This window comes from Micromonospora sp. MP36 (assembly GCF_008119785.1).
Classification (GTDB): domain Bacteria; phylum Actinomycetota; class Actinomycetes; order Mycobacteriales; family Micromonosporaceae; genus Micromonospora.
The window spans coordinates 1-881 of sequence record NZ_VSFA01000281.1 but is presented as its reverse complement, the minus strand read 5'-3'; the positions used below and the strand labels follow the sequence as shown (position 1 = coordinate 881).

Sequence of the window (881 nt, the reverse complement as noted above, 5' to 3'; positions counted from 1 at the left end):
AGAGCCAGTCCGGGAACTGGCTGTGAGGCGTGCGGCGTGGCGGGTTGATCATGGGTTGGGCCTTGAGGTACGAGCGCAGGTAACCACACCTGTCACGCTCGACCTCAAGGCCCAATATGACGTTGTACCTGGTTGCCGGCGCTGGCGCATCTCTGGACGCACCCGAGGCGCTGCCGGCGGTGTCCGCGCATCTGTCCAGCCGCCGGACGCGGCGCTATCCCTCGGACACCACCGACGCGGAGTGGGCGGTCCTGGCCGCGCTGGTCCCCGCTGGTGGTCCTGGCCGGCGCGGCGGCCGCCGGCCGACGCACCCCCGACGGGACATCGTGGACGCGATCCGGTACGTGGCGCACAACGGCGGGGTATGGCGGGCACTACCAGCCGACTTCCCGCCGTGGAAGACCGTGTACGACTACCACCGCCGCTGGGTGGCCGGCGGAACGGTCAACCGGATCCACAACGCGCTGCGTGAGCGGGTCCGCGCGGGCGAGGGCCGCCAGCCGCAGCCATCCGCGGCGATCGTCGACTCACAGTCGGTACGGGCCGCCGAGACGGTGCCAGCTGGCAGCCGCGGCTACGACGCCGGCAAGAACGTCAACGGCCGCAAACGGCACATCGCGGTGGACAGCATCGGGCTGCTGCTCGTGGTCGCCGTGACCGCCGCCAGTGTCCAGGACCGCGTCGCTGCCCGCGCGGTCATCTACGCGCTGCGCGGCTGCTACCAGCGCATCAGCCTGGTCTGGGCCGACTCGGCCTACACCGGCACCCTGCTCGGCTTCGCCGCCGCCCTGGGTATCGCCGTGCAGATCGTGGCCAAGCTCGCCGGTCAGGTCGGTTTCCAGGTACTGCCCCGCCGATGGGTCGTCGAGAGAACCTTCGCC

Annotated in this window: 1 protein-coding gene; it reads left to right on the top strand. The window is 71.1% G+C overall.

The features are described from left to right. Positions 1-116: 116 nt before the first annotated feature. The coding region (locus FXF52_RS41165) for an IS5 family transposase (RefSeq protein WP_148805053.1) at positions 117-881 on the top strand (765 nt) is incomplete at its 3' end.